Source organism: Candidatus Binatota bacterium (assembly GCA_012960245.1).
Lineage (GTDB): Bacteria > Desulfobacterota > Binatia > UBA1149 > UBA1149 > UBA1149.
Window position 1 is genome coordinate 53,017 of record DUBO01000040.1, and the last position, 25,973, is coordinate 78,989.

Annotated in this window: 16 protein-coding genes; 11 read left to right on the forward strand and 5 right to left on the reverse strand. The window is 64.6% G+C overall.

The features are described 5' to 3' along the window. Window positions 1-84 precede the first annotated feature (84 nt). A complete protein-coding gene (locus EYQ35_06790; protein HIF63841.1) occupies window positions 85-816 on the reverse strand; it encodes an SDR family oxidoreductase in 732 nt (243 codons plus the stop codon). 92 nt (window positions 817-908) lie between these two features. Here EYQ35_06790 and thrH point away from each other — a divergent pair, with 92 nt between their 5' ends. Continuing rightward, window positions 909-1,517 (forward strand): bifunctional phosphoserine phosphatase/homoserine phosphotransferase ThrH, encoded by a 609-nt coding sequence (gene thrH, locus EYQ35_06795; protein HIF63842.1) that lies wholly within the window; start codon window positions 909-911, stop codon window positions 1,515-1,517. A gap of 17 nt (window positions 1,518-1,534) precedes the next feature. Here the strand turns inward: thrH and EYQ35_06800 are convergent, their stop codons facing one another. Further along, window positions 1,535-2,563, reverse strand: coding sequence for a metal-activated pyridoxal enzyme (locus tag EYQ35_06800; protein HIF63843.1), 1,029 nt, complete (start codon window positions 2,561-2,563; stop codon window positions 1,535-1,537). A gap of 140 nt (window positions 2,564-2,703) precedes the next feature. Here EYQ35_06800 and EYQ35_06805 point away from each other — a divergent pair, with 140 nt between their 5' ends. From EYQ35_06805 to EYQ35_06820, 4 genes are all read left to right on the forward strand, one after another. Continuing rightward, window positions 2,704-4,221 (forward strand): acyl-CoA synthetase, encoded by a 1,518-nt coding sequence (locus EYQ35_06805; protein HIF63844.1) that lies wholly within the window; start codon window positions 2,704-2,706, stop codon window positions 4,219-4,221. Between the two features lie 180 nt (window positions 4,222-4,401). Further along, complete coding sequence (locus tag EYQ35_06810) at window positions 4,402-8,547, forward strand: hypothetical protein (protein HIF63845.1); 4,146 nt, start codon at window positions 4,402-4,404, stop codon at window positions 8,545-8,547. Between the two features lie 138 nt (window positions 8,548-8,685). Continuing rightward, the gene (locus EYQ35_06815) at window positions 8,686-14,556 is read left to right on the forward strand and encodes a hypothetical protein (protein HIF63846.1); all 5,871 of its coding nucleotides are present in this window, start codon (window positions 8,686-8,688) and stop codon (window positions 14,554-14,556) included. A gap of 40 nt (window positions 14,557-14,596) precedes the next feature. Continuing rightward, window positions 14,597-14,878 (forward strand): hypothetical protein, encoded by a 282-nt coding sequence (locus EYQ35_06820; protein ID HIF63847.1) that lies wholly within the window; start codon window positions 14,597-14,599, stop codon window positions 14,876-14,878. 77 nt (window positions 14,879-14,955) lie between these two features. On the opposite strand, the gene lnt is transcribed toward EYQ35_06820, so the two are convergent. Further along, window positions 14,956-16,518: an apolipoprotein N-acyltransferase gene (gene lnt / locus EYQ35_06825; protein HIF63848.1), complete on the reverse strand. Its 1,563-nt coding sequence runs from the start codon at window positions 16,516-16,518 to the stop codon at window positions 14,956-14,958. 6 nt (window positions 16,519-16,524) lie between these two features. Continuing rightward, entirely contained in the window at window positions 16,525-18,363 is a 1,839-nt protein-coding gene (locus EYQ35_06830) for a GAF domain-containing protein (protein HIF63849.1), read from the reverse strand. A 59-nt stretch (window positions 18,364-18,422) separates the two neighbouring features. On the opposite strand from EYQ35_06830, the gene EYQ35_06835 reads away from it, so the two are divergent. Genes EYQ35_06835 through EYQ35_06860 form a run of 6 tightly spaced genes read left to right on the forward strand, consistent with a single transcriptional unit; the run spans window position 18,423 to window position 24,649 of the window. Further along, entirely contained in the window at window positions 18,423-19,640 is a 1,218-nt protein-coding gene (locus EYQ35_06835) for an acyl-CoA dehydrogenase (protein HIF63850.1), read from the forward strand. A 2-nt stretch (window positions 19,641-19,642) separates the two neighbouring features. Continuing rightward, on the forward strand, window positions 19,643-20,617 hold the full coding sequence (locus EYQ35_06840) for a hypothetical protein (protein HIF63851.1): 975 nt from the start codon (window positions 19,643-19,645) through the stop codon (window positions 20,615-20,617). Between the two features lie 24 nt (window positions 20,618-20,641). Beyond that, complete coding sequence (locus EYQ35_06845) at window positions 20,642-21,832, forward strand: acyl-CoA dehydrogenase (protein ID HIF63852.1); 1,191 nt, start codon at window positions 20,642-20,644, stop codon at window positions 21,830-21,832. Next, window positions 21,832-22,257: an acyl dehydratase gene (locus tag EYQ35_06850; protein ID HIF63853.1), complete on the forward strand. Its 426-nt coding sequence runs from the start codon at window positions 21,832-21,834 to the stop codon at window positions 22,255-22,257. Before EYQ35_06845 ends, EYQ35_06850 begins: the two co-directional genes overlap by 1 nt. Window positions 22,258-22,259: 2 nt before the next feature. Further along, on the forward strand, window positions 22,260-23,432 hold the full coding sequence (locus tag EYQ35_06855) for a lipid-transfer protein (GenBank protein ID HIF63854.1): 1,173 nt from the start codon (window positions 22,260-22,262) through the stop codon (window positions 23,430-23,432). 41 nt (window positions 23,433-23,473) lie between these two features. Then, on the forward strand, window positions 23,474-24,649 hold the full coding sequence (locus tag EYQ35_06860) for a steroid 3-ketoacyl-CoA thiolase (GenBank protein HIF63855.1): 1,176 nt from the start codon (window positions 23,474-23,476) through the stop codon (window positions 24,647-24,649). Window positions 24,650-24,661: 12 nt separating this feature from the next. Here EYQ35_06860 and EYQ35_06865 read toward each other — a convergent pair whose 3' ends face one another. Beyond that, on the reverse strand, window positions 24,662-25,660 hold the full coding sequence (locus EYQ35_06865; protein HIF63856.1) for a c-type cytochrome: 999 nt from the start codon (window positions 25,658-25,660) through the stop codon (window positions 24,662-24,664). Between the last annotated feature and the right edge of the window lie 313 nt (window positions 25,661-25,973).

The following is a 25,973-nucleotide window of genomic DNA, read 5'->3' on the forward strand; positions in this document are numbered from 1 at the left end:
AGTCAATACGGAGGATGCACGCCAACCAGCTTAATAGTACCGGGGCTGCCCTCTAGCTTTTGGCTGATTGCAACGTATCCCGCTTCAGGAGAGACCGCCGTTGAGTGGCAGCACCTGGCCGGTCATCCACGCGGCCTCGTCCGAGACGAGGTAGAGCAACAGCGCCACCACGTCGTCGGCGCTGCCCGCGCGCGCCACCGGGTAACGCGCAAAGTAGTCGTCGGGCAACGGCAGGTTGTCGAGCTCTCCCAACGATATGCAGTTCGCAGTAACACCGTCGCGTCCCAGCTCACTCGCCAGTTGGCGCATGAAACCGATGGCCCCCGCCTTGCCCGCGGCGTACATCGAAATGCCGTAGTCGGTGCCCATGCGCCAGGCCTCCGACGAGATGGTGACCACGCGTCCCCAGCCCCGTTCTTTCATTGCCGGCGCAAAAGCGTGGCAGCAGTGCAGTACACCGTAGAGGTTCACGCGCAGAAAGGGCTCCCAGTCGGAGGGTTGGCTGTCAACGAACTTGAACGCCGGAAAGCTACCGGGGATGCCCGCGTTGTTGACCAGCAGGTCGGCCGGCCCCAATTCTTTTTCGACGGCAGCCGCCATCTCGAGCACGGCAGCGTGCTGGCCCACGTCGGCGGCAAAGGCCGCGGCCCGGCCGCCGGCGTCGTTGATCAAGGCCGCGGTTTCTTCGGCGCGCTCGGCCACGATGTCATTCACCGCCACCGAGGCCCCCAGTCGCGCGAGCGCCTCGGCCATGGCGCGGCCTATTCCCCGGCCGGCCCCGGTAACCACTGCTGTCCTGCCGTCAAGCGTGCCCATAATGGGCAATGCTAACGGCGGCGGGCAGCTGTAGCCACCATTCGTTCGCGGCCCGCGTTGAGCCTTGCCGCTGGCTGGGCTAACTTGCGCGCATGATCGCCTGTCTCGACCTCGAAGGGGTGCTGGTGCCCGAAATCTGGATCAACGTTGCCGAGCGCACCGGTATCGACGAGCTGCGGCGCACCACCCGCGACGAGCCCGACTACGACGTACTCATGCGCTACCGGCTCGACATTCTCGACCGCGAGGGGATCACCCTGCCCCAGATACAGGAGGTGATAGCCGGCATGGGGCCGCTCGAAGGCGCCGGCGAGTTCGTTGACTGGCTGCGCGAGCGCGCGCAGGTCATCATCCTGTCGGACACCTTTTACCAGTTTGCGCAGCCGCTGATGCGGCAGCTCGATTTTCCCTGCCTGTTCTGCCACCGGCTGGAAGTGGAGCCCGAAGGCCGCATCTCGGGCTACACCCTGCGCCTGGACGACGGCAAGCGACGCGCCGTAAGGGCGCTGCGCGAACTCAACTTTCGCGTGGTGGCGGCCGGTGATTCATACAACGACACCACGATGCTCACCGAGGCCGACGCAGGCATACTCTTCTGTCCACCGCAGAACGTGGTCGACGATTTCCCGCAGTTCCCGGTCACCAGCGACTATCAACAACTGCGCGAAGCCTTCGTGGCCGCTTCCGCTGACGAACTCTGAAAAAGGGGGTCAGGCCCCTACCAGCTGCGCAGGTCGATGGCCCAGCAATCGACAACCTCGTCGCCGCTGACCAGGTAGGCCCGTTCGTGGCAGGCCATGGTGGGGTCCACGTGGGCGGGAAGCACCCGCACCCGGTCGCCGACGACGGGTAGCCTGGAGCCCGCGGCGGCATCGGGCGAAGCCGGGTCCGGCGAAAACGTGACGTGCTCATCCGAGCAGAACCACACCCGCGCCTCTTCAATCGAGGGATCCCCGTGATCCATGCCCAGGGCCTTGAGGCCACAGTCGGCCACCGCATAGCCACTCGCCTCGGACACCGACACCACCGTGCTCAGGATCGACACGGCCTGCGTAAAAGGCAGGCCCATGCGCGTATACGCCGTGTCCATGAGTGCGTACGAGCCGGCCTGGATCTCGGTGGCAAGCTTGTTGAGATCCCAGGTGGTGGTACCACCAGCCGAAACCAGCTCGCCGCCGACGTCCGCGTGGGCGGCAGCCAGCAACTGCATGGATACCTCGGTCGCGACGCGACGCTGCTCGCGGTCTTCCAGACCCACCGCGTGCCCTTCGTAACCCATCACCCCGCGCACCTGCAGTCCGGCCGCCCTCGCGCTGTCGGCCAACCGGCCAGCATCGGCGGGCAGGCAACCGCAGCGCGGCAAGCCCACGTTAACGTCGATGAGTACCTCGGCGATGCCGGCGGCCGCGGCAGCCGATACGGTGGAGGCCGAATCAACGGCCACCGTCACCCGCGCATCCAGGTCCGCCAACATCGACAGGCGGGCCGTGTCGAGGAGTTCGTTGGCCAGCAGCAAATCGTCGCCCAGTCCCGCGGCTGCCATTCCCGCCATCTCGCGCGCGGTGGCGCAGGTAAACGAACAGTGTCCACGCGCGGCCTGCTCACGCGCCAACGCCGTCGACTTGTGCGCCTTGACGTGCGGGCGCAAGCGATCACCGGGCAGCGACGCGGCCATGAAGTCCAGGTTCTGCCCGAGAGCATCGCGGTCAATAAGCAGCGCGGGCGTGGCGAGGTCGAGGAGCTTCACGACACCATCCTGCCAACCGCGCGTCGCGGTGGCCAGCGCATCGAGAAATAGAGCCAGGCACCCTTGGGCCTTAAGGTAGCAGGGCTGCTCGGCTGGCGAAGATGCCCTGCTACCTTTAACATAAAAAGAACGTATCCCCCTTGTTGTATGAGCTTGCCAGGATGCGCGGCGACGAGGCCGCGCTCGACGATCTGACGGTCACCCGCTCCTGGGCCGAACTGGCCGACAGGGCCACGCGCATGGCCCGCCTGCTGAGCAGCGAGCTGGGCCTCGAGCCCGGCGACAGGGTGGCCACGCTGATGTACAACCGCGGCGAGTGCCTCGAGCTTGTGCTCGCCTCCTGGCTGGCCGGCCTGTGGCTGACCCCCATCAACCATCACCTGCTGGCCGACGAGATCGACTACGTGCTGACCGACAGCGGCGCGCGCGTGGTGATCTGCGACGAGCAACATAGAGATGCCGCCTCGGCGGGCTGCGTTGACGCAGCCACCCTGCTGGTCGCCGGCGACGAGCTGGACGGGGCCATCAGCAGCGCCCCCGCCCAGCCCTACCCGCCCGACTCGCCGATGGGCGGCACCATGATCTACACCAGCGGAACCACTGGCCGCCCACGCGGGGTAAAACGCCATCGTCCTTCTACGCTGGCCGCGGGGCTGGAGGCGGCCGCGGCCTACGGACGACGCATACAGATGGACGGACGGGGCCGACACCTCATCACCGGGCCTGCTTACCACGCGGCACCGTTGCTGTTTGCCGTCTACGACCTGCTCAACGGTGCTGCCGTGACCATGATGCCGCGATGGAACGAGCAGCGTTTCTTCGACCTGGTCGGCGAGCAGCAAGTGACCCACACCCACCTCGTGCCCACCATGTTCGAGCGCCTGCTCGGCTTGCCCGACGAGCAACGCGCGGCCTTCGATCCAACGCCGCTGGTCACGGTGCTGCACGGCGCCGCCCCGGTGTCGCCTGCCAGCAAGCAGCGCATGATCGCCTGGTGGGGCCCATTGCTGGTGGAGTACTGGGGCGCCACCGAAAGCGGCGTCGTCACCCTGGTCGACTCATCCGACTGGCAGCTCAAGCAGGGCACCGTCGGACGCACGGTAGAGGGCTGGCAGATCTTCGCGGGCAACGAGCAGGGCACGCCCCTGCCCGCCAACGAAGAGGGCATACTGTACTGTCGCCGCCCCGATACCCCCCACTGGTTCGAGTACCACGGCGACCCCGACAAGACGCGCGCGACCTTCGTTGACGCGCACACCTTTCACCTGGGCGACATCGGCCTGGTCGACGAAGACGGCTACGCTTTCCTCCGCGACCGGCTGTCGAACACCATCATTTCAGGGGGCGTGAACATATACCCCGCCGAAATCGAAAAGGTGCTGATCACCCACCCGCAGGTGATCGACGTGGCGGTGTTCGCCGTACCCGACCAGGAATGGGGCGAAGCCGTAATGGCTGCCGTGCAAACTCGGACCGGCACAAACGAAAGCCCGCAACTGGCCGCCGAGCTCATAGATTTTACCCGCGAAAGACTGGCCGCCTACAAGCTGCCGCGCAGAATCGAGTTCCACGACGAGTTGCCCAGGACCGACAGCGGCAAGCTCTACGTGCGCCGTCTGAAAGAACGCCACTGGAAAGACAGCGGCCGCAGGATATAGCGGCCGGCAAAAAGAATCCGGCCCGTCCGCCGTGGCTACCGCAAGGACCAGCTGAACGGTAACCCAGCGACGGACGAACCGGAAGGGGGAGCCTGCACACGGTTTCCCCACCCTGGATAAAGCAATCGGCGTGCCACCTGCCGCCAGCCTTGAAGCCGGCCAACAAGCGCCCGTTACCCCTTGCAAAACCCGTGTTTCGCCTCCGCTCCCCGAGGGGAGCAGCCAACGGCACCGCAAAGCTGGGTTTGCGCCACACGCGCCTACCGCATACCGCTCTTAGCGGGAGCGTGGCCGAGCCCGGAACACGGGCCGACCACACAGGGGAGTAGTACACTGATCGAACTCGAGGCCACCATTGTATGCGCCGACCTTTCGGGGTTCACGCTTGCAGCGCGCGACCTCGACCCCGAGCAGGTAACCGAACTGGTCAACGGTTGTTTTGCTGGCATGGAAGACATCGCCAGCGCCCACGGCGGCACCCCGCTGCAGTTTCTCGGAGACTGCATGCTGGCCGCTTTTCCCCACGCAGAACAGGCCGAGGCCGCCAACCGTCATGCGCTGGCCGCTGCCCTCGGGATGCTTGAGTGGATAAAACAATCCGCGCCCCTGTTTCCCGGCAGCAAAAGACCTGGCCTGCACATAGGTGTCGAGGCTGGACAGTTGCAGCTGGGGCGACCGCCGACCGGCGGCCTGCTGCCCGCCGGTCGGTGCACGACAGCGGCCATGCGCCTGGAAGCGGCAGCTGAGACCGGCTCGGTGCTCGTTGGCTCAACGGCCCGGCAACTGGCGGGCCGGGGTTTCAGTTTTTCACAGGCCGCCGACGACGCGCCGCAGGGCTCGGCGCTGCTGGCGTCCGGCCGAACCAACGACCACGATACCCTGCCCGCTGGCATACCCCGCCTGGCCGAGTCCACGCCCGGCGAGGAATTGCAGTACCAACGGCTGCAACAACGCCAACCCGAACGTCGGCAGGTGACCGTGCTGTTCGCTGAACTGTGCCAGGCTCCCGCGCCCAGCGACGCGCAGATGCAGGCACTCAGCCTGGCCGTACAGGCCGAGGGTGGTTACGTGGACAAGTTTACCGGCCGCACCATGATGGCCCTGTTCGGGGCACCCGATGGACTCGAAGAAGCGCCTGCCCGCGCCGCGGCCGCGCTTGCCCGCCTGCTCAACAACGACGGCGCCGATGCCATCAAACCCGGCGCCATCCGAGCGGGCATGAACAGCGGACTGGTCGTGGCCGGGTTGGTGGGGGGCAACAACAGCCGCCAGTACACGGTGATAGGCGACGCGGTCAACCTCGCTGCCCGGCTCAAGGACGCGGCCTCACCCGGCGAACTCTACCTCGGAGAGCAGACCGCCTACCGGCTGTCCGACCGTTTTTGCGTGAGCGCGCTCGCACCCTTGTCATTGCAGGGACAGGGCCGGGCCGTGCAGGCCTACGCGCTCGACCCCTTGCGACCGCCGGGCAAAGGCAACGACGCTGGACCTCGCAGGCGCAAGCTGCGCGCTCCGCTGGTGGGCCGCGACCGGGAACTCGCCGCCCTGCTCGGTGGAGTAAAGCAGGCCCACGCGGGCGAGGGCTCTGTGATGGTGGTGAGCGGTGAGGCGGGCCTGGGAAAGTCGCGCCTGATCGAAGAGTTCAAGAGCGACCCCTCGCTGTCGGATTGCCTGCTGCTCGAAAGCCAGGCATCGCAAGGCAACTCGCGACCCTTTGCGCTCGCGGCCGACCTGCTGCGCCAATGGTGTCAACTCAGCGGTAACGAGAGCAACGACGACGCGCTCGCCTTGCTGCGCGCCGCGGTCGAGCGCAGCGATGGCCAACTCGAAACCGAACTGCCCTCGCTCGCGACACTGCTGGGAATACAGCACGCCGACGACAACTCGCCGGGCTCGTCGCAGCCGGGTTCGTCAACACCCACGGGCGACGCGCTGAGAAAACGCCTGCAACTGGCGCTTACACGACTGGCCACCGTACTGTCGGCGCAACGGCCACTGGTCATCGTCCTCGAGGACCTGCACTGGGCCGACCAGTCGAGTATCGAAATACTTGGCGGGCTGTCGTCCGCGAGCCAGCGGGCTGCCGTGGTCACGATCATAACTACCCGCGAAGATTCGGCCGCTGCGCTCACTGGCAGCAAAACCCACGAGCGCAGCTCGCAGCTTGCCCTCTCACCGCTCGACGACAACGACCTCGACCGACTGGTCACGGGCCTGCTGGGGACAGCCGGCCTGCCGATAGCCCTGCGCCGACGAATTCGCGCCAACGCCGAGGGCAACCCCTTCTACGTCGAAGAGGTACTCAGGTCGTTCATCGACCAGGGCGCGCTCGTGCAATCGCGCGACGGCTGGCAGACCACCGCGGCGATTAACGAAGTAGACGTTCCCGATACTGTCCAGGGAGTGGTGCTCGCCCGCGTAGACGCCATGGACGACCAGGCCCGCGAGATACTGCAGGCCGCCTCGGTGATCGGCCGCCGTTTCTACTACCGGCTGCTTCTCGGCACCGTCGATGACTCGGGCGAACTCGACACTGCCCTCGCCCGCCTCGAGGACATGCAACTGGTGAGCAGCAGCATGTCATCTCGTACCGGCAGCGTTGCCCGGCAGGCCGAGGCCGCTGAGCGCGAGTACCATTTCCACCACCAGGTCGCGCAGCAGACCGTGTACCATTCCCTGCTCAAAGGCCGGCGGCGCGACATGCACGCCCGCGTGGCCAGCGCCATCGAAAAAGCTTTCGAACAACGGCTCGACGACTTCGAAGCCGAGCTCGCTTTTCACTGGGGCCAGGCCGAACAAGCTGACAAGGCCGAGTACTACCTGTTTCGAGCGGGCGACAACGCCGCCCGCTCGGCCGCCTCGGCCGAGGCGCTCGCCCATTTTCGCGAAGCGTCGCGGCTGTACCTGCAACAACACGGCAAGGGTGGCGATCGCGCACGCAAGGCGCTACTCGAAAAGAACATCGGGCTGGCGCTGCTCAATACCGGCGACCATCACGAGTGCATAGAGCACTTTGACGCATCGCTGGCGTGGCGGGGTCGTTCTTCTTCGCTGCGAACCGGTACTGCAGGCCTTCTGCAGGCCGGCGGTGCCCTGGCCCGCACCTGGCTGGCCCTCGGCCGTCGGCGCAGCAGCGCAGCGGCCGACAAGAAAGGATCCGCGACTCCCAGCGCGGCCGAACTCGAAGGACTTGAAGCCGAGGTCATGCGCGCCCAGGCCCTGGCCAACGTCGACCCGCAGCGGGCGTTTACCGCTGCCCTGTCGGTGGTCGGAAGACTCGAGCACATGAACGCAAGCGGGGTCGAACGGGCGGCCGAACTCTACGCCGACGCTGCGGGCTTCGTGGCCTTTTCGGGCACCTCCTTCTCGCTCTCGCGCCGGCTGCTCGAGCGTGGGGAAGGCCTGCTCAGCGACGACAACTTGGCCGGCGACTTTGCCTGCAGGGCCATGCGTTTTATTGCCGACTACTTCGAGGGAGACTGGAACGACAGCCCGCTGCCCGCCACACGCGACCTCGAAACCGCCATGGAACACGGCCAGCTGGTACTCGCGAGCAACTACTTCGGCCTGGCCGCCGAGCGATCCACCTGGCAGGGCCACTGGCGCAACAGCGCGCGCATGCTCGACGCGGTCAAGCGACTGGTCGATCTTTACGGATACGACTTTGCCGTCTCCTGGCGCGACGCCATTCCCCTTTACGTGGCCGTGCAACAGGACCGCCCCTTCGACGCCATCGAGGCTGCCAACCGCTACTTGTCCGCCCGCCACGAAGATAACCTGCTGGCCTTCGGCCACGCCATGAAAGCGCGAGCCGAGTGCGCGGCCGGTTATCTCGACGAAGCTGCCCATTCAATCGAATTGTCTGCCGCGGACGCTTCGCGGGCCGGTGCGCTACCTCCCTACCACGCGGCGCCGCTGGCGGTGGCAAGGTTTGAGCTGGGCCTCACGGCCCACGAACAGGAGCACGCCGACAGTCCATCGCGGTGGACGGTGGAGAGAGATTGCAGGCGGGCACTCAGGGCCACGCGGGCGCTGGCCCGCGAGCGCCCCGACCTCTACCGGGCCGTGGGGCGCTGGAACCAGCTCTGCGGCCGGCGGCAGGTAGCACTCACCTGGTACCGCCGCAGCATCGACGAGGCCCGCCGCCTTGGCGCGCTCCCGGCGCTGGCCCGCACGCTGGCGCTGTGCTCGAGACTGGCCTGGACGGGCGACCCACTGCCCAGCGCCGAGCAGTGCCGTGAGCAGTCGCTGTCGTTGGCAGAGTGCCTGCGCAGGAACGATGATCGCGACGCCTGGCCCCCGCCTGGGCAGAGCGACGCGAGCTGAGGCGCGCGCAACCGGTCTCCATGAACCGGCAGCGCAGCCGCCAACCCGGGTTTACACACAAGCCCATGGGCGCTACCCAGACTTGGCACTGGCGACGCACCCCCGATCGTGCAGCTGGCAAAACAGCCTGTAGAATCAATGGACTCAGCCTCGTTTACACGGCCATACCGCTGTGGCACGGCGGTTGCTTGCTTGCAGCTTGGAGAAAACCGAGAGGGGCCAGCCGCGGCAAACCCGGCTGACCAGGAAAGCAGCGTGCAAGGACCAACTGCAAAACTACAAGACAAAAGTTTTTTACCCACTTGGGGGGTAGTCAGCGATAGCCCGCCTGATAGTCTTGTTCCCTGGGAGTCCACGGGTTCCCGGGGGTCTGTTCTGCGGCTGTTAAATACAACTACTTATACTGCCCGCCACCGGCCGGGTGACAGGGCAGGCGCGGGCAATGCCATCGCGCTGGCGGCGCTGGTCCTGTCGATTGCGCTGGCGCTGGCGCCCACGGTTTCGCAGGCCGCCTGCAACCTCATCCCCCAGGCGACGCGTAGCTTTCGCGGAGAGCTGGGCCAGGTCGACAGGCCCTGGGCCACGCCCGGCGACTGGGTAAGCGTGTCGTTGGACAGCGGCTGCCACACCGACAGTGATTTTTCGGCCTCGGGCTTCACGGGCACCGCCGGCGACTACGTTGTAACCGTGGTCGATACCCCAGGCACCGGCAAACTGTCGGCCGTGGTACTGGCGGAGAACTGCGCTGCGCTGGCCACCACGCCATCGACCTGCGTTGGCGGCAACATCGTCGCAAGCGAATGCCGCCAGATCAGTGATAGCGGAGGTGTCATAGAGTTCCAGGTCCTTGCCTCGGCGTTGCGCTTCGTGTTCCCCGACACCGACAACCTTCTGCCTCCCAGCGGGGCATCGTGCATCGGGGGACTGAACTCAGGGACCGCCTGCACCAGCAATAGCGAATGCCCGGCCAGTAGCTGCGGCAGCACCGATGGATTAACGCTGGCCGGACCAGCCCGCATAGTCGTGACACACGCGACTACCGATACCTGGACCTGCAGCAACATCAGCACCGACTGCGCGAATTACGGAAGCAGCGACGTGGCGGCCTGCGTTGATTCGCTTTATACCGACGACGGCAGCTGCAACACCACGACCAACCACGACGTGTTCCCCAGCTTTGTCGGCCTGCCACACACCAATGACTTTGCCCAACTCTGCACCCCCGAGGACCCCACCGATCTGAATGATCCGTGTACGGAATCTGAAAACGAAGTAGTTATGGCCGTCGACGAGGACGGTAACCTTCTGATTCCGGTGGACTGGACTAACATATTGATCGACGGAGAAGTGCCGACCCCGATACTGCTCAACGGTGCCAGTGCGATAGACAATTACAGCGGTTCTGGGGACCCGGTTGTCCTGCCCAACGAAGACTTCGTAGACTCCTACACTCTCGAGGGGGCTATACTCCCACCGGTCTTGTCACCTTTGACCAACGAGGAAAACAGTACCGAGATCGCGCTGTTCGGCTCGGCCGATGCCCCGGTTACCGTTCTGCGCCTGGCCGCACTGAGTCCTGATGACACCGTCTGCTCAGCCGTAGACCCGTTGCTGGAAGATGTCCCCTGCACCGAAAATACTGCGTGCGGTGGTGGTACCTGCGGGAGCGCCAAGTGCGTAGGCGGAAGCAACGCCGGCTTGGCCTGCACGGATTCTTCCGTGTGCACCGGCGGCGGAACATGCGGCATCCCGCTTTTCGATTTCAGCGACCGAATGTACAACTCGGCCACCAACGGCGCCGTGGTCATAGATAAATCAGATCTGCTGGCCAAGATCGCCGGCGTAGAAGAGGGGGCATGCTCCATTTCCGGAGACCCATGTGACCTGGCCAATCCCTGCCTACCGGGCGAAAGCTGCGTTAATTTTCGGATGTCGATAGCGGGCTCGGCGCCACTTGAAGGTATCTACTCGACCGACACCCTGTATGCTTTCGTAACGGAAGAAGAAGTCGAAGACGATCAACTCAACGACGACTCTGACAAGATCGACAGGGTACTGGTCCTGCGTAACAGGGATACCGCCGAGCTTCTACAAACCGGCAACAACTTGGCAGACGGTCGCGCGATTACATACGCAACGGATTCTCCTTTCTCCTGGCCAGTTATCGCCCTTGAGGGAGATATCGTCGCCATGACCGAGCCCGAGTGGGCCGAGGGCGATTGCTCCGTTTCCAATTGCGATCGCAACGGTGACTACGACATAGCCGACAGCATTCTCCGCGTTTTCAGGCGGGACGACACCGGTAGCCCGATCGTGGCCGAAGACCAAACCGTGAGCGGGGGACTGCCCCTGCAGATACCGGTAGGTATCGGAAACCTGATAGACGGTCGCAGCCTGGCCGTGAGCAATAGCCTGGTATTCTTCGGCAGCTCGGAATTGCAACAGTCATCCGGGGCCTGGCAGGATGCCAGCCTGAACAATTCCAGTGACCCGGGAAACGATATCAGCAGTGAGCCCTCCCTGTCTTTAGGGGGACGTTACGTCGCTTTCTCCAGCTACGCCGACGACCTGACCAATATAAACACGCAGGGCCTCAGCAACGTTTTCGTTCGCGACCGGGTAAACAGCTCGACGGCCTTGATCTCCGTTGCCGACAACAGCGGGCCGGCAAACGATGCCAGCGCCCAGCCTTCTGTATCCGGCGATGGTCGGCTCGTGGCGTACGCCAGCCAGGCGACAAATATTGACTCGGGATTCATCTCCAGCCCCGGTACATGGCAGGTTTACCTCGCAGATCGCGGACCCGCCGTGGACCAGTCGGGGGAATGCGTCTACAACGAGGCGTCGGTCCTCAACAGGATGGTTTCGATTTCTCCCGCCTTGCAGGACCCCAGCAACGGCGACAGCCTCGCGCCCGTCATATCGGAAGATGGAGGCACCATCGTTTTCCAGAGTATTTCCACGAACCTGGTCAACGGTACTCAAGACACTAACAACGTCACCGATATATTCTTTGTAGATTATAATCGCGGCCAGGGAGCTCTTGGCTCCATCGTCCAGCTCACTAATGGAGGGACAAACGATTCGAGTGACTCTGCAAGCGTCGGTCGAAGTGGGGGCTTGATAGCGTTCAGGAGTGATGCCTCCCTGGTCGAGGAAGACAACAACGGCAAGTCCGACGTGTATCTCTATGACAGGGACTCCGACGGCGACGGGGTCTTCGACACGCCCGGTGGCACATCGCTTGTACTGGTGAGCCGGACGGAAGACGGCCAGGCCGCCAACGGCGACAGCAACGAACCCCGGGTATCTCCTGATGGCCTGCGGGTCGTCTTCACCAGCGACGCTACCAACCTGGTTAACGGCCTTGAGCCCTTCCCGTTCACCCCGAGGAACGTATTCGTTTACAACGTCTGGGACCCCTCCGTGGATATCGTGAGCCTGGACAACGATGGTATTCCGGCTGACCTGGATTGCCATAGCCCCTCGATCGCGAACGATCATCGCAGCGTCGTTTTCGTCTCCGCGGCTACGAACCTTGCCGGCGCCGGCATGTCGGACGTTAACGGTGGTGATGACGTTTACCTTCGCGACCTGGTCGCCGGCACGACGAGCCTGGTCAACGCTGACCCTGTAGCCCCGAACCAATCGGGCCACCCCGTGGTCGGCAGGCCGGTGATCGCCGATACCGGGCAGGTGATATCGTGGGCCGAAACCGGTACGGGCCAGGTAACCGTTTACTCGGGCCACTCCCTCGACGACCTCGACGGTGACCTGGAAGCAAACGATATCGTGCTGCAGGTATTCGATCCCGACAATGCCACGACCGAAATTATAGGTATTTCGCACCTCGCCTCGGCCTCGCGGGGAATGATTGCCTACCTCACCCCCGAAATGACGAGAACATTCAACCCCTGCTTTCCCGCCGAGGGAGACGTCAACCTGGATGGCGACAGTGACGATTCCCTGCTGTCCCTGTGGTCGGGTCCAGCCACGTCAACTTCGCTTGGCTGCACAGCGAAAAACGTCGCGATGACTACCGGGCTACTCGCGGCAGTGGTCGATGAAACTCTTCTCGCCTCAAGCGGCGCTGCTATTGACCTGAATGGAGACGGTGACGCCTGGGATAGCGTGGTCATGATTATCCCCGATCCTTCAGTGGTAGCCGGTACCGTGGTTACCTGTCCAACCATTTCGACCGGCGGCGGACCATGGTACGGCAGCGGACGTTCGGCAAAACCGGAATCGCTTCGTGCCTCCGGGCTGGTAGCCACCTGGCTGACCCGTGAAAGCGACGAGGGGGCTAACCTGAACGTTGGGTCTGGAGACTCCGACACCGACGACAAGGCTGTCGTACTCCTGGACAGCAGCGTCCTCCCGCCTGACGTTACCACCCTGGGTATTGATGCTGACGCCATCGTCCTGGGAGAAGCTGCAAGCGCGTGCGACCCAGAGGTTTCCCTGCAACTGGTAGCCGCCGCGGTTTCAGAATACGGCCAGGGCAACACGAACCTCAACGGCGGCTCCGAAAGCGGCAATACCGACGTCGACACCAGCGACCACGTGCTGCACGTTTACGACGCCATCTCGGGCACACTGGTCAACACGGGCCAGGCAGTAACGAAATGTGATTTCATGGAGTGTGACCCGAGACTGCCCTTCCAAGTGGACGGCTCCCTCGTACGTTTCCTGACCAGGGAAGAGGAGCAGGGCATAAACGTAGACCTCGACGGCGACGGCGACGCCACGGGCATAGTGCTGCAGGTGTTTGATTTCTGCACCGGGACGACGAACACCGTTGCCGCCGTTGATCCGAATGCCAGCAATCCCTTCACCGGTGCCAGCGGCAACGGTGACGCTGGCGTAGCCGTGGCTACGCCAGCCGGACGATGCCTGAACTATGGTGACAATTGCGACAACGACGATGATTGCCCGACCGATTGGCACTGCGTGGAAGTCGACGACGACAGCCTGTGTCAGCGAGATCATGGAGTTTGCCAAGTCGAGGCAGATTGTCCGCCGGGTTCTATCTGTCAGGAGCAAGTAATAATGGTCGTGTCCGGTGATCTAGACCGCGACGGCGTCACCGACTCGGCCGACAACTGCCTCGAAGTTCCCAACCTCGATCAGGCCGACGAAAACAACGACGGGCGCGGCGACGCCTGCTCGGGCAGCTGCGGCGATGGGATTGCCGACGCAGGCGGTTGCGACGATGGCAACCCGGAAGACGGCGACGGTTGCTCGGCCTCTTGCCAGCTCGAGCTGCTGCAGTCCAACCTCCAGCGGCGCTGCATAGTCAAGATGAACAAGTCGCTGTTCAAGGTCGCTAAGACCCGAGCCAAGCTCGAGAGAGTGTGCTTCAAGAATGCCCAGAGTGGCATTGTTGTCGACCTGGCAGCCTGCGCGGCTGCCGACACCAAGAGCAAACTCGCCAACGCCATCGCCGGCTCGGTGAAGGCCGCCCAGCGTTGCAAGCAGACACCCTCGTTTGGCTACAGTACCCCGGCTGTGGTCAATGCTGCCGCCGTCGCAGGGCAGTTTGCGCTCAGCCAGTCACTGTTCGGCAACCTGCTGGACAACTGGGACGCAAGTGGCGCCGGTGCCCAGGCTGACGTAGCCTCCTGCCGACTCGAGGCCCAGGTCAAACTCGCCCGCGTGCTGCTCACTAGCATCAAGGAATTCAACAAGTGCAAGAGCCGGCGGCTGAAAACCGACGTGCGCAGTGCGGACCAGCTCGCGCGCTTCTGCATGGACGCCGTGGCTGCCTCGACCAGGGTTGCTCGGGTCGGCGATAAGTTTGCCTCGAACATCGAATCCGGCTGCGGCACCGGGCTGCCCGACGCTACCGTCTTCCCTGGCCGCTGCGGATCCGAAAACTCTCCGGCCGACTGCAGCAAGACAGCGGCCGCCTGCCGGGCCTGTCTCATGCTCAACGCGGCCGACAAGCTTGACCGCGACTGCGACCTGTTCGACGATAGTGACGGTGCCAACGCGAGCTGTGGCAGCTGAACTTCGCTCGGCCCATGGTAGAAAAAGTGACGAGGAATAAGTGACGACCAACTACGTCCTGCTCTGCGCGCTGCTGGGCCTGGCCGCCGGCTCCGTGCCCGCCTTTCTGCACGGACCCATCCCTTACAAGTTTGACGCCGTCACGATCAACGGCTCGTTGGCGGTGTGGGGATTCTACCTCGCGCGCTGTTCTATCGGCCTGCTCGTGGGCATGAGCACCTGGCCACGAGCCTGGTACCTGAGGGGACCGCTTTGCGGACTGTTAATGATGATGCCGCTGGCCATCGTCCTGCTTGCGACGCCGGGCTGCCGCGAGCCTTGAATGTTCTGGAACACGGTCACCGGTTCGGTGATCGGCCTTGTTGTTGCCGGTGTCGCACGAGCGGTTACCGGCCGCGATCACTCCTGACGACGACCCACGACAACCGCCAGCAACGACAGGGCAACGCACAATACTGCGAACCAGTCGCCTCCGCGCGCGTAAAGTGTCGACTCGCGGCTGGCACTGATGCGACCAACGAGAGTCTCACGCCCGAACATCTCCGTGGACACGGTCACGCGGCCGAGCGGATCGATAACAGCCGACGGTCCCGCGGTCGAAGCCCGGACAACGAATCGCCTTTGCTCAACCGCCCTGAACGCCGCGACCGCAAGCTGCATCTCGGAGTATTGTCGATGCCCGATCCACGTATCGTTTGAAAGCACCGCGAGGTATTCGGCACCCTCGCGCGTCCTGCTTGTCGCCAAGCGGGGAAACATGGACTCGTTACACACGAGCACGCCCGCCTGCCCTGCTGCCGTCTGGAGGAGAGCAGCCTGTCCGCCAGGGGTGAATTCCCTGACCCTGGCAAACCGTCGCCGGAGCAGGTCGACCGCACCGAGCGGAAAATACTCAGCGAAGGGCAGCAACCGCTGCTTGTCGTAGGTTCCAGTGACTCGCGCAGAGGGCTCGAGCAGGAACGCACTGTTGAAATAACGAGCATTGTCACCGTCACGGCGAGGCCCGCCAGCGACCAGCTGGGCTCCCTCGGGTTCGAGTACAGCCGCGATCGAGCGTGCGAATCGGGGTTCCTCGTCCAGGAAGAAAGTCATCGAACTCTCGGGCCAGAACAACACCCTCGCCGCCGAACCCGAAAGCACCTCCCTGCTCAGTCGGAGGTAAACCTTAAGGTTACGACCATAAAGGCGCTCGTCCCACTGGCTGCCGAGATCCAGGTTGTCCTGCGCTACCGCGACCACCGTCTCCGGTTTATCGGCGAGTCCATCGGCAAGCGACTCCAAGCGCCAACGGCCATACCCAGCCGCCAGCACGACCAGGAGAACCGCCGTGACAGTCATCGCTACCGCCGGGCCGCGCGTTCCACTTCCGCGAAGGCGCGTGGCTATCTCCACGAGGGCCGCGTTGCAAACAACCGCGACAAACCCGACCGCGTACACGCCACCAATGTCTGCAACCTGCGCCAGGACGTGGTCAGCCGGCAGCGAGACACCGATCAGGGCAACCGGGTTTCCCCCCAGGCGCACCCGAAGCAGCTCAGCCGCGGTGAACCCGAAAATAGAAACCACCATCGCGGCAAACCGACTGCGCTTCCCCGTCCAGGCCAGGCCCGCGCCCAGCAAGGCGTAGGCCCAGGAAGCAGTCACCGTGGTACCGACAAAGAACACGGCCCAGCCCAGCAGACGCGGTTGCGCGTAGTAAGTGGAGGCGGCGTCGATGAGCCAGGCGGCCACCACGCCGGCAGACACGAGCAGGCTCCAGCCCGCAGCCAGCAGGGCGGCGCGCGCGGGCGACACCGACCGCAGCACGACCAGCAACGGCGCCAGCGCCACCGCGGCGAGCCAGTACCATTGCAAGGGGGCAAAGCAGGCCGTGTAGAGGGCGGCCGACAGCGCGACGAGAAACAGCGCCTTCGCTGATGTCACCCTGGCGGGTAGCGGATTGAAACGCACGGGAGCCGACACCGGCGGTCAGCGCAGACCGAGATCCTTGAGTTTCTTCTGCAACGCCACCCGTGAGATTCCCATGTCCTCGGCTGCTCGCGTAACGTTGTCATCGTTGCGCTGCAACACCCGGGCAACGTAATCGAGCTCGAAAGCCCGACGCGCCTCCCTGAGCGGAAGCGAAGCAGCCGCACCGCCCGCAACCACCCCCGCGGCAGCCCCCGCACCCGCCCCGGCCGCTGAAGCGTCGCGCCCGGCCACGCGCGCCGAAAGTCGCGCCAGTGTCACCGTCTCGCCTGCAGGGGTGAGCGCCACCGCGCGCTCGATCTCGTTCTCCAGTTCACGCACGTTGCCCTCCCACTCGGCTGCGACCAGCGCTTGCATGACCTCGTCGGCCAGGCCGGCGGTCTTCTTGCCGTGGCGCTGACTTACCCGCTCCAGTAAGGTGGCAACGATGAGCGGAATGTCTTCGCGGCGCTCGCGAAGCGGCGGCGTCGTGAGCGGAAACACGGCCAACCGGTAGTACAGGTCCTCGCGAAAACGGCCCTCGTCGACCTCGTGCTTGAGGTCACGGTTGGTGGCCGCCAGTACGCGCACGTCAACGTCGCGCGGCTTGGTATCGCCCACGCGCAGTATCTCGCCCTCCTGCAGCACGCGCAGCAGCTTGGGCTGCATGGCGGCCGGCATCTCACCGACCTCGTCGAGAAACAGCGTGCCCCCGGCCGCGGCCTCAAACAGGCCCGCCTTGTCTCGATCGGCGCCGGTGAACGACCCCCTGGCGTGACCGAAGAGCTGGCTCTCGAGCAGGGTTTCGGGAAAAGCCGAGCAGTTGACGGCAAGGAAAGGCCCGTTGGCGCGCTCGCCCTCGTTGTGAATCGCGCGCGCCACCAGCTCCTTGCCGGTTCCGGTCTCGCCCTGGATGAGAACCGTAATGGGCGACGCCGCCACGGTTTCCATTTCGTCAAACAGCGACTGCATGGCCCGGCTGTTACCCGCGATGGTCAAGAAGCGGTCGCGCTTGGCTATGTCGCGCTGCAGATGGTCGGCCCGCGCGCGCAGGCTTCTCTCCGAAGCCTGCAACGCCTCCACGAAGCCAGCGTTCTCCAGGGCCACCGCGACGCTGCCGGCCAACGACTCAAGAAAGAGCAGGCTCTCGTCGACCTCGGTACCTTCGCCCCCGCCGGCGTCGAGCGTGGGATTGATGACTTCGAGTACGCCGACGTTACCACGGTGAGAGACCAGCGGCGCGGCCAGGATCGAATGCGTGGCCAGTCCCGAGTCCTCGTCTATGCCCGAGTACCACCGTGGGTCGGAAGCAACGTCGGCCACGAAAATGGCCTTGCCGCTTTCGAGCACGGCACCTGCCACGCCCTTGTCGGCCGCAAAACGCAGGTCAGCAAGACGCGCCGCTACCTTCTCGTCGCTGGCGACCGCCCAGGGAAAATAGAGCTCGCCGGCGGTCTCGTCCAGGGCGAGCACAGACACACCCTCGGCATGAAAAACCTCGCGACAGCGCTCGACGACGAGCTCAACGAGTTCGTCTATCTTGCGACATTCTGCGAACGCGCGGCCGAGGTCGTACAGCAGCCTGTACCCCTCCGGCCCGTATATGTTTGACGGATCCGGCACGAGTCCCCCCCTCAATAAGAACTCCTGCAATACCCCCTCGCGTCGCGACAGACAACTCCGCCCCAGCAGAAGGGGGCGTAGTCCGATACCCCCTTTCAAGACGGTGCCTGCATTTAAGGCCGTACACTCCGGGGGGATAGCGGACGCCTCCCCCTTTCTGGGTGGTTGACTGAAGGCGGCCCTGTGATAGCTCACACTGAAACGTGTTCTACCCTTGCCACGCGGCTTTTCGGCCATTTAGGGGCGTCCGGGCAGGCACTAGCGCCGCCTCGTAACAGAACGGCAAAGCCAACACCGTGTACCTCGACCTTTCCACAGAACAGAAGGAGCTGCGGCAGCGCATCCGCGACTACTATGCCGACATGTTTACGCCCGAGCTTCGTGCGCGCTGGGAAGCCGAGCGCGAGGAGGCCGGCGGGCCACTGTTTCGCGAATTGGTAGAACGCATGGGTGCCGACGGCTGGCTGGGGGTCGGCTGGCCCACCGAGCACGGCGGCCAGGGCTTCACGCCGCTTGAGCAGTTTATTTTCTGGGACGAGACCTGGCGCGCCCGCGCCCCGCTGCCGGTCATCGCCTGCAACACGGTGGGCCCCACGCTGATGAGCTTCGGCAGCGACGCGCAGAAGGCCGAACTACTGCCGGGCATACGCGAGGGCCGGTTGATGTTTGCCATCGGCTACACCGAGCCCGGCGCGGGCACCGATCTCGCTTCGCTCAAGACCACAGCCGTGCGTGACGGCGACCAGTGGGTGATCAACGGCCAGAAAATCTTCACCACCCACGCGCACGACTGCGACTACCTGTGGATGGCCTGCCGCACCGATCCCGACGCCAAGCCCCACAAGGGCATAAGCATTATACTGGTGCCGGCCGATTCGCCCGGCTTCGAGTTTACGCCCATCAACACCCTGGGAGGCGAGCGCACCAACGCCACCTATTTTGACAACGTGCGCGTACCGCTGGAAAACGTAGTCGGCGAGATCAACCAGGGCTGGAAACTCATCACCACCCAGCTCAACCACGAACGCATCACCCTGGCCTGCCCCGGCCTGTCGGACCGGGTATTCGACGAGGTACGGCAGTGGGCCGTAGACAGCGAGTCACCGTCGGGCGGCTGCATGATAGACGAGCCCTGGGTGCAAACCGCGCTCGCGCGAGTGTACGCCAAGCTGGAAGCCGTAAAGATACTCAACTGGAAGTCCGCCTGGTCGCTGGACCAGGGCCACCCCGACATGGCCGAAGCGTCGGCGGTCAAGGTGCTGGGCACCGAGTTTTTCGTGGAATGCTACCGCCTCTTGCTCGAGATAACCGGGAGCGCGGGCACGCTCAGGGCCGGCGAGGCCGGCTGCCTGTTCGGCGGCCTGCTGGAGCAGGCTTGCCGCGGCGCGACTACGCTCACCTTCGGCGGTGGTGTCAACGAAGTACAGCGCGACATAATCGCCATGGCAGGGCTGCTGCTGCCCAGGGCCCCGCGCCAGATAGTGCCCGCGGTCCGAGCGGCGAAGAGCTGGTAACGATGTCACTTTCGAGAGAAGAGCTGGAAGCAAAACTGCTGGACTACGTGGGTCGCGAGATCGGTCCTCCCGAGCAGGGCCCCTACCCCGTAAACGAAACCATGATACAGCAATGGTGCGAAGCGCTGGGTGACGAAAACCCCGTGTACACCGACGCCTCTGCGGCGGCCTCGTCGGTGCACGGCGGACTGGTAGCGCCACCCACGATGATGCAGACCTGGAGCCTGCGCGGCGTCGAGATGGCCGACCCCGACGCGGGCCGACAAAACCTGCAGACCGAGCTGCACTCCTTGCTGGGCGACGCCGGCTACCCGGCCGTGGTGGCCACCAACTGCGAGCAGGGCTACACGCGTTACCTCAGGCCGGGCGACGAGATCTTCGTGTCCACCACCATCGAGGCCATCTCCGAGCAGAAGGCCACGGCGCTGGGCATAGGCTACTTCATCAACACCCGAGAGGTCTACCGTGACCAGCAGGGTGACGAAGTCGGCTGGCAAACCTTCCGTGTACTCAAGTTTGCGCGGGCCGAGCAGCCGGGTGCGGCGACGTCTGACGGCGCTGCCGACGAAGAATCATCGACCCCCACGCGTCTGCGGCCCCCCATGGGCCACGACAACAAGTGGTGGTGGGACGGCATAGCCGAGGGGCGACTGCTGGTGCAGAAGTGCGCAGGCTGCGGCGAGCTACGCCACCCCCCACGCCCAATGTGCCAGCACTGCCGCTCGCTTGAGTGGGAAGGCATCGAGGCCTCGGGGGAAGGCGAAGTCTACAGCTACGTGGTCATGCACTACCCCAAGTTTCCCGGCTACGAGTACCCGTTTACCTGCGCGCTGGTAGAACTCGCCGAAGGCACACGCATGGTGGCCAACGTGGTGGGCTGCGACCCGGCCAAGGTGCACATAGGAATGAAAGTGCGCGCGAGCATCGAAAACGTCGACGACGAGTTCAAGCTGCCATTCTTCAGACCGATCGACTGAGCAGGATAGAGGACGGCAGCGGCAATGGATTTTGAACTCGACGAAGAACAGCAGGCCGTGCGCGAACTGGCGCGCGGAATACTCGAGAAAGAAGTCGACCACGAGCGCCTGAAACAACTCGAAGCCGCCGGCGAAGACTTTGACCGCGAGTTGTGGGCCACCCTCGCCCGCGCCGGCCTGCTCGGCCTCGCCATACCCGAAGAACACGGCGGCATGGGCTACGGGCTGGTAGAGCTCTGCGTGTTGGCCCAGGAACTGGGCCGCGTCGTGGCACCGGTGCCCGCGCTCGCAACCCTGGCCATGGGGGCCACTGCCATCTCGAGCTTCGGCAGCAACGAACAGAAGAAGAAATGGCTGCCGCGGATCTGCGCAGGAAAGGCCGTGGTGGCCGTAGCCATGGCGCGTGGAGCCTGGACCCGCGAGGGACGCGCGCCACTGACAGCAACGCCCGACCCGAACGGCGGCTGGACACTTTCAGGCGAAGTTTCGCTGGTGCAGGCCGCGGGAATAAGCGACCTGATCCTGGTACCGGCCTGCCTGGCCGGCGGCAATGAAAGCGGCGGCAATGAAAGCGGCGGCAATGAAAGCGGCGGCAGCGCGGCCCTGTTCCTGGTCGACCCCGCTTGCCGGGGCCTGCAGCTCACCGGCGCACGCAGCGCCACCGGTGAGCGTCTTTACACCGTGAGCCTCGACTCGGTGACGGTAGCAGATCAGGACCTGCTCGGCGGCCTGCAGTCACGAGCCTTCGACCGGACGCGCGACTGCGGGCTGGCCGTGAGCTGCGCGTTGCAGACCGGCGTATCAGAAAAGGCCGTTGAAATGACAGCCGCCTACGTTAGCGAACGCCAGCAATTCGGCCGACCCATCGGCAGCTTCCAGGCCGTGCATCACCGCATGGCTGACTGCTACGTCGATCTCGAGTCCATGCGCTGGACGGCGTGGCGGGCGGCCTGGCTGCTGGCCGAGGGACGCGACGCGGCGCGCGAGTTGATGGTGGCCCGCCACTGGTCAGCCGAGGGCGGCGCGAGAATAGCCTCCGCCACGCAACACCTGCACGCGGGTATGGGCGTGGACACCGACTACCCGCTATACCGATATTTTTTGAACTCCAAGGCGCTCGAGCTGGGCACCGGCTCAGCGGCAGCGCAACTGGCCGCGCTGGGCAGGAGCCTGGCCGACGAAGCAACCGGCAACGAACGACAGGAGAAAGCCTGATGTCCAAGCCGACCCTGGCCCTGGCGCAACTCAAGGTGGGCGACGCCCTGCCTGAGCTGCCCATAGCGATCACCACCACGCTGGTCGTGGGCGGCGCGCTGGCGTCGCGCGATTTCACGCCCGTACACCACGACAAGGGGCAGGCCCAGGCCGCCGGAATGCAGGACGTGTTCATGAACATCCTTACGACCAACGGACTGGTAGGCCGCTACGTCACCGACTGGGCCGGGCCCGACTCGGTGATGAAAGGCGTGTCGATCAAACTGGGCACGCCCAACCTGCCCGGCGACACCATGAAAATGAGCGGCCAGGTAAGCGCCATCGACAAAAAAGAAGGCACGGTCACGGTCGAGATTGCGGGCAGCAACTCCTGGGGCGACCACGTCACGGGCTCGGTCACCGTCGCTTTGCCGGGGAGCAGCTGAGCATGCCCACCACCCTCAAGAACGAAGCCGCGATAGCTGGTATCGGTCAGACCGAGTTCTCCAAGAACTCGGGTCGCTCCGAACTGCAGCTCGCCTGCGAGGCCGTGAGTGCCGCCCTTGACGACTGCGGGTTAGACCCCGGCGAGGTCGACGGCCTGACGACCTTTACCATGGACACCACCGACGAGGTGGAACTGGCGCAGAACGTCGGCCTGGGCGACCTCACGTTCTTCAGCCGCATACCATACGGCGGCGGGGCCGCCATCGGTGTGATGCAGCAAGCGGCCATGGCCGTGGCAACGGGCGTGGCTAACTACGTGGTCGTGTACCGCGCATTTAACGAACGCTCGGGCCACCGCTACAGCGCCGGCGTGGGCGAGGGCATCGTCACGGCCGACCTCGTGCACTGGGGATGGTACATGTCGGTGGGCCTGCTTACGCCCGCGAGCTGGGTGGCCATGTTCACGCAGCGCTACATGCACGAATACGGCGTCACCGAGCTCGACCTCGCGCGCGTGGCTGTCGTTACCCGCAAGCACGCGGTCAACAACCCGGCCGCGTTCTTCTACGAGAAAGAACTCACCATCGACGAACACCACGACAGCCGCTGGATCGTTGAGCCCCTGCGACTGTTCGACTGTTGCCAGGAAAGCGACGGCGGCTGCGCGTGCATTGTCACCACGCCCGAACGCGCCCGCGATCTCGCAAAGAGACCGGCCATGATACGCGGTGTAGCCGAGGCCGCCACGCGCGGGCAGGAAAACATGACGAGCTTCTACCGACCCAGCATAAGCTACCTGCCCGAGACTGACCTCGTGGCCAAGCAGGTCTACGAGCAGTCGGGGCTTGAAGTCGACGACATCGACGCTGCCATCATCTACGACGCTTTCACACCGATAGTACTGTGGCAGTTGGAGAGCTGGGGCTTCTGCGGTCGCGGAGAAGCCGGCGACTTCGTGGGCGACGGCAACCTCGAACTCGACGGGCGGCTTCCCACCAACACCCACGGCGGGCAACTGAGCGAAGCCTACATACACGGCATGAACGGCGTCAACGAGGGCGTGCGCTTGATACGCGGCGAGTCGGTCAACCAGCCCGAGCGCAACGACCACGTGCTGGTCACCGGCGGCGTGGGCGTGCCCACCAGCGGGATGATACTGGGGCAACCCGACTGACAACGAACCGATACCGGCGAGCCCGGCAGGAGATAACGACGATGCCCGAAGCAGTAATAGTTGAAGCGTTGAGAAGCCCGATAGCGCGCGGCAAGCGCGGACGAGGTCAGCTGAGCGGCTTGCACGCCGCCGACCTGCTGGGCCGCGTGCAGGCAGCCCTCTGCGAGAAGGCCGGCCTCGAGGCCACCGACGTTGACCAGATAATCGGGGGTTGCGTCACGCAGGCAGGCGAACAGTCGAACAACATCGCGCGCCACGCCTGGCTATCGCAGGGCAGCGACTGGACCGTGGCCGGCACCACCATCGACACGCAGTGCGGCAGCGGGCAGCAAGCCAATAATATAGTGTCGGCACTGGTGGGATCAGGCCAGATCGACGCGGGCATAGCCTGCGGCGTAGAAGTCATGAGCCACGTGGGCCTGGGGGCCAACGCGATCAACGGCCCGGGGTTTTTTCAGACCGACCCCTGGCCCTGGGACAGCCCGCTCGACCAGTTTACCGCGGCCGAGCGCATAGCAGACAACCGCGGCATCACGCGCGAAGACTGCGACGCATTGGCACTGGCCTCGCAACACAAGGCCGCCCGTGCCCGCGACGAGGGCCGCTTCGATCGAGAGATCCTGGCTGTTGAAGCCCCCGTGGTGGACGACCAGGGACAGCCGCTTGAAGGAACCATCACTGTCACCCAGGACCAGGGCATACGCGAAAGCACGGCCGAGGGGCTGGCCGGGCTCGCGCCCGTGAGTGAGGGCGGCCGTCACACGGCGGGCAACAGCAGCCAGATAAGCGACGGCGCGGCAGCCGTGCTGTGGATGTCGGCCGACGGTGCGCGTGAAAAGGGCCTGCGTCCCCGGGCGCGCATACGCTCCGCGGTGGTGACCGGCGCCGACCCTTACTTCCTGCTCGACGGGCCGGTTACGGCGACCGAAAAGCTGCTGGCCCGAACCGGCATGAGCATAAGCGACTTCGACCTCTTCGAAGTCAACGAAGCTTTTTCTGCCGTGGTGTTGTCATGGCTGCGCACGGTGGGAGCCGACGAAGAAAAGCTCAACGTCAACGGCGGTGCCATAGCCCTCGGACACCCGGTGGGATGCACCGGTAGCCGGCTCATTGTCACCGCCCTGCACGAACTCGAGCGCCGCGACGCCTCTACCGCTTTGATCAGCATGTGCTGTGGCTCGGCCATAGGCACGGCCACGGTCATCGAACGCATCTGAACGGGGTAACGGTTACTGAAGGCCGGCCGTGGGTTCGGTGCCGGGTATCGCTCCGGGGGCAGACGCCAGGGGGCGTCCGTCGCGCCGCATGAACTCCATCAGGTCACGAACGTCGATGTCGTTGAGCTCCAGGTTGGGCATGGCGAGCTGGTCGTATTTTTCGTACAGTTCCATTGCCAGCGGGTCTTTTTCGGCCAGCACCTGGTCTGGCACCTTGAGCCAGCGCTCCAGCCAGGCGCGGTCGCGCCGGGCCACCACGCCCAGCAGGTCCGGGCCCACCAGGTCGCCCCCCCCCATGGTGTGGCAGGACGTGCACCGAGTACGAAACAGGTACTCGCCTCGGGTGAAAACCGGTAGATCGGGCGCGTTGGCGTAGTTGCGCACCCCGGTCGTGCGACGACGTCCGGTCAGCTTGTAGCCGATAAGGTGGGCCAGCGAAGACGCGTTGTCGTAGGGCGAGCGTTTTACCCACTGCCCGGTGCGCTCGTTGCCGGCTACAAAGCTCAGGTTATGGTCGCCGTCGTCGTCCTGTATCTCCTCGATAAAGAGCCCGAGCTTCTTGCGCAGCGAGTCGATGTCCTCCTGCTTGCCGGTCAGAAACTCCCAGCCGGGACCGGCGTGGAACTTCTCGCGGTAGTCGTTGAGCACCTCGACAGTGTCGTTCTCCGGGTCGATGGTGATCGAGTAGAGAAACACGTCGCGGCCCACGGCGTCACCCAGGATCTGTTGCACCTGCGCGAGTTTGGCCGTCTCGGCCGGGCATGAGCTGGGGCAACTGGTGTAGATGAAGTTGATCGCTACGACCTTGCCCTCGACCAGGTCGTCGTAGAACATTCTCTTCTCCCCGTCGTGGTTGGTCAGTTCGATGTTGGGAAAATGCGATTTCCAGCGTGAATCGCCAGACGCCTGCGCGGACACCGCTACCGCCAGCAGGCAGCACGACAGTCCGAGCACTAGAGCCCGGGCCACCCCGGCCGACCCTCCATGATACTTTTTCATGCCCTCCGTCATGCCTGTCGTCTCGCCCGTTACCTACGATCCTTGCGCTGCTTGCGGGCCAGCCGCCTCAGTTCCTTCCAGGCAGTGTGCTCCTGTGCCCGCAATTCGCGATACTCGGCCCTTTCGATCGTGCCCGCGTAGCGATGCTGACGGAGCGACCTCAGCCTGTCGCGCATGGCCCGCTTCTCGGCCCGCAGATCGATCGGCACCGTCGTCGTTGTTGTTGTAACCGTCGTGGTCGTCGTCACCGTCGTTGTCGGCGCGGGCAGCGTCGTTGTCGGCGCGGGCAGCGTCGTTGTCGGCGCGGGCAGCGTCGTTGTCGGCG